Source organism: Phormidium pseudopriestleyi FRX01, from assembly GCF_017313335.1.
Classification (GTDB): domain Bacteria; phylum Cyanobacteriota; class Cyanobacteriia; order Cyanobacteriales; family Laspinemataceae; genus Laspinema; species Laspinema pseudopriestleyi.
Map to the genome: position 1 here is coordinate 1 of NZ_JAFLQW010000163.1, position 3,309 is coordinate 3,309.

6 protein-coding genes are annotated in these 3,309 nt (G+C 43.3%); all 6 read right to left on the reverse strand.

Translation table 11 applies throughout. The features are described 5' to 3' along the window. Positions 1-169: 169 nt before the first annotated feature. A complete protein-coding gene (locus J0895_RS05970; protein ID WP_242541089.1) occupies positions 170-1,591 on the reverse strand; it encodes a hypothetical protein in 1,422 nt (473 codons plus the stop codon). Further along, complete coding sequence (locus tag J0895_RS05975) at positions 1,591-1,821, reverse strand: hypothetical protein (protein ID WP_207087198.1); 231 nt, start codon at positions 1,819-1,821, stop codon at positions 1,591-1,593. Before J0895_RS05975 ends, J0895_RS05970 begins: the two co-directional genes overlap by 1 nt. 131 nt (positions 1,822-1,952) lie before the next feature. Then, on the reverse strand, positions 1,953-2,204 hold the full coding sequence (locus J0895_RS05980) for a HEPN domain-containing protein (RefSeq protein ID WP_242541090.1): 252 nt from the start codon (positions 2,202-2,204) through the stop codon (positions 1,953-1,955). After that, positions 2,201-2,524, reverse strand: coding sequence for a nucleotidyltransferase domain-containing protein (locus tag J0895_RS05985; protein WP_207087199.1), 324 nt, complete (start codon positions 2,522-2,524; stop codon positions 2,201-2,203). The genes J0895_RS05980 and J0895_RS05985 overlap by 4 nt, the downstream gene beginning before the upstream one ends. 119 nt (positions 2,525-2,643) lie before the next feature. Next, positions 2,644-2,994, reverse strand: coding sequence for a hypothetical protein (locus tag J0895_RS05990; protein ID WP_207087200.1), 351 nt, complete (start codon positions 2,992-2,994; stop codon positions 2,644-2,646). 27 nt (positions 2,995-3,021) lie between these two features. Further along, positions 3,022-3,309 (reverse strand): CHAT domain-containing protein (locus J0895_RS05995; RefSeq protein ID WP_207087201.1); only part of this gene is annotated, 288 nt, incomplete at its 5' end.

A 3,309-nucleotide genomic window follows, 5' to 3' on the forward strand; every position in this document is an offset into this window, starting at 1 on the left:
GGGGACCGGATGCCAAGGGGAGGGGACCGGATGCCAAGGGGAGGGGACCGGATGCCAAGGGGAGGGGACCGGATGCCAAGGGGAGGGGACCGGATGCCAAGGGGAGGGGATTATCGCACTTTAATTTGACTTGGAATTCTGCTGATTGTTTGACTGTTGATTTGAGGGTTTATCCGATTTGTTTTTTCCCTCGGTTAATCAATGCCTCCGCCGCCAACCACGCCCCAACAGAACAAATAATGCTCCCCAATAATCCAATCAGAAACGGATGGGGGGGGATGAAATGGAGTTCCATTTTTTGACCGTTGGGAAAGTACCAAGGTTGGGGGATTAACCCGGAAGTTGAAGCGAAAATCGCCCCTGCCGCAATTCCCACCCCAACCGCTTGGATGCGGTTTTGTAATTTCTGATTATCGTCTTGTTGTTTTTGGTAGTAGTCCTTTTCCGCTTGTTGACGCTGGCGATCGCACTGCGCTTGGTCAATTTCCACAATGGCACGAATGGAGGCCACTGCCTGCGAAATTAACCCCGTCCCCTGTTCAAAATAACTTAAATTTGCTGCAATTTGAACCCGGAAGTACGGCCCAGTTTCTTCCCCAAAGTACCGCCAAAATGATAGTTCTTCCTTATCGGTTCCTAGTTTAGCACAAATTCGCTCAATTGTGTCGTTATAATTGTTAAGATTTATGTTAATTGTTGTGCCAAAATCCTTCATTTTCCGCAGGAGGCGATCGTAATTCAGAGAATCAGCGGAAAGTTGTTTTAACTGAGTTTTTAAGTTTTGCAGATAGGTGGTATCTTGGGGGTCAGGGTTGGCCGTATCAATTTTTTCTTGAATTTGGTCTAAGATGGGGTCTAGGCTGAGATAATACTGTTTAAGTTGCTTGTAAATCTGCCGGCTATCTTGAAAAGCCTTGCTGACTTTATGGCGATAGAAAAACAGGTCAAAAGTTAGCTGAAAGCACTTCCCTAGCATTTCATCGGCGTTTTTATCTCGAAATAGCCAGATGAGAACATGGGGGGATTTATCCGGTTCGCCGGGATTCCCATATTCAAAAATCGGACTCCCAAATAATTCCCCACTCCGAGAGGGGTCAGCCTTTTGATTCAATAAAGCCTGATAGCATTGATTTGCGAGTTCAGTTAATTCAGCACCTTTTAAGCCTTGATTTTCTGGAGTTAAATTTAGGGTTAATAGCAGAGTTTGTCCGAGAAAATATGGACTCGGGGGAAAGGGTAAAATATGGTTAGGGTTAAACTGTTCGAGAACCGGAATTGCTACAGTGTTCGCCGGGTTGCTATCATCATAGCCAATGTTGAGAAATACCCCATAACTGTCTTCTTGAAGTTGGACAGGTTGGATAAAGCCTTCCATATCTGGAAAGTTAGGGAGGGTGAAGGAAATCTGCTTTTGGGGTGGGGGGAGGAGGATGCGATGTTCGCTGTGGTGGATATGGGGTATCAGTCGGGTGTCGGTGAAGTGAGATAGGAGGCGATCGCAATTTAACCACAGGGGGTGAGTCTTTCCCTCGGTGTCATCTTCCCGGAGATGGTAAGCGCATAAATAGAGATTAGGAGCGAAAATGTTCATTATAATTGGTTATAATCTATGGAAGTGGCTTGTCCGGCGGCGCGTTGTTGTTTGGCTTGACGTGCGACGGCGACTAAGGCAGATTGAGTCCGATTAAACGCCGTATTCCACCGTTGTTCATCTTGCAAATCGGCGATATAGTCCCGTAAATGTGCAATCACTTGGCTTTGAACCGTATCGGGTAAAGATTCAACCAGAGTCACTAAGTCTTGAATCGCTGATAATGACATCTATTTAATTCCCCTGATAAGTTTCCCAAAAATTCATAAATTGTCTAGGGATATCAATTTGTTTTTTAGCTTCAGATGTGGTAATATTAACATCTAAATCATAATCACTCCGGTTTCGCATATCCTGTGCATCAATATAAAGCCCTGTGAAATTCTCGAAAATTTTGATTGTCCTTGGCAAATTCTCGACCGAAAGCACTAATCACAGCAGAATGGCTGGAAAAACTTAAGTTTTTTGCCAATAAAAAGGCGGAAGCAATATAAAACATTGCATAATAAGCACGGGACGTTGCCAGTTCTGCTAGATTATTTTCCACCAATAAATCTGCACCGATTAGACTCCGTTTAGCTTTTTCTAGTAGCAATTTTTGCTCATCACTCATAGAACAATTCCTTCTCTATGAACATTCAAAATAAATGGACTTTTTTCTTGATTAAACCGCTGTTCGGAGACAAAAGCACGGGAGACAACCGTATCATATTGCAAGGATAATTCTTGAATAAATTCACTGGTTTTGTCGATTTCATCAGCGTAATTAAACGCGCATTTCATCACAATCAGCAAGTCAATATCTGAATCAGGTTTAGCTTCTCCTCTAGCTTGAGAACCATATAAAATAATTTGAACAACCTGTTCAGAATAATGGGTTTTAAACCAATTTTTAATTAACCCGATAATCTCCGGTAATTTTTGATGTTTCATTTTATTAACTTATGTGCCATAAACTGGGCTACTCTCGTGCCAAGGCTCTGCCGTGACACGCCATTTTGCGGCTCTGCCGCCTGTAAAAATGGTTTGCCATTACTACAGTTGAAAACCCATCAAGATTGACCCTCTTTTTTGCCCATTATCGGAGCGCGGGTTAGCAGAAATTCGGTAATTTTCGGATAGAGATTTACATAAGTCGTGTCGGTTGTATTTGGGGAATCATTATTCTCCCCTCTTAGCTTCCTTTCCCCCAACTTATCCATAACTTTTTGATTCAGTTGAGGATAGGAACCACACCATTTACCTAATTCATTAGCCAATTCCAAATCCGACTTATCTTGACAAGCCGCTAAACTATTGTTAAGTTTTTCTAAGCCTTGGATGGCTCCTGAGCTTTGCCAAATATTATCGGGATTACTTTCCCACACTTCCAAAAACACAGCAATTAAATCTTGGGGATTCATTGGGGATTCCTTTTGATACAATACGGGTCAATTCGTCTGTCCAATGGCGCAAAATGCCGCCCAAAAATAAGGAGATGAAAAAGGCTTACTTTCGAGTGTCTTCCCCCATTGTAAGGTAAATTTCATTTGCTCTCGCCGTTCTAGACTAATCACCGCACAGCTATCAACCCAGTTTAACAAATCTTGCACCGTGGCTGACCGCAGCCAGGTCTGAGTCTGCTGCAACGCCAGAACCACCGACAGTTCAGGCTGTTGCTGGAGAGTTTGATAAAACTGAATCATAAAAATCGCCGTGGAGAGGTCATTCACCGCCCA

Excerpts from the sequence above, each read along its gene's own strand:
- J0895_RS05970 (WP_242541089.1), bottom strand. The coding sequence starts at position 1,591 with ATGAACATTTTCGCTCCTAATCTCTATTTATGCGCTTACCATCTCCGG.
- J0895_RS05975 (WP_207087198.1), bottom strand. The coding sequence starts at position 1,821 with ATGTCATTATCAGCGATTCAAGACTTAGTGACTCTGGTTGAATCTTTA.
- J0895_RS05980 (WP_242541090.1), bottom strand. The coding sequence starts at position 2,204 with ATGAGTGATGAGCAAAAATTGCTACTAGAAAAAGCTAAACGGAGTCTA.
- J0895_RS05985 (WP_207087199.1), bottom strand. The coding sequence starts at position 2,524 with ATGAAACATCAAAAATTACCGGAGATTATCGGGTTAATTAAAAATTGG.
- J0895_RS05990 (WP_207087200.1), bottom strand. The coding sequence starts at position 2,994 with ATGAATCCCCAAGATTTAATTGCTGTGTTTTTGGAAGTGTGGGAAAGT.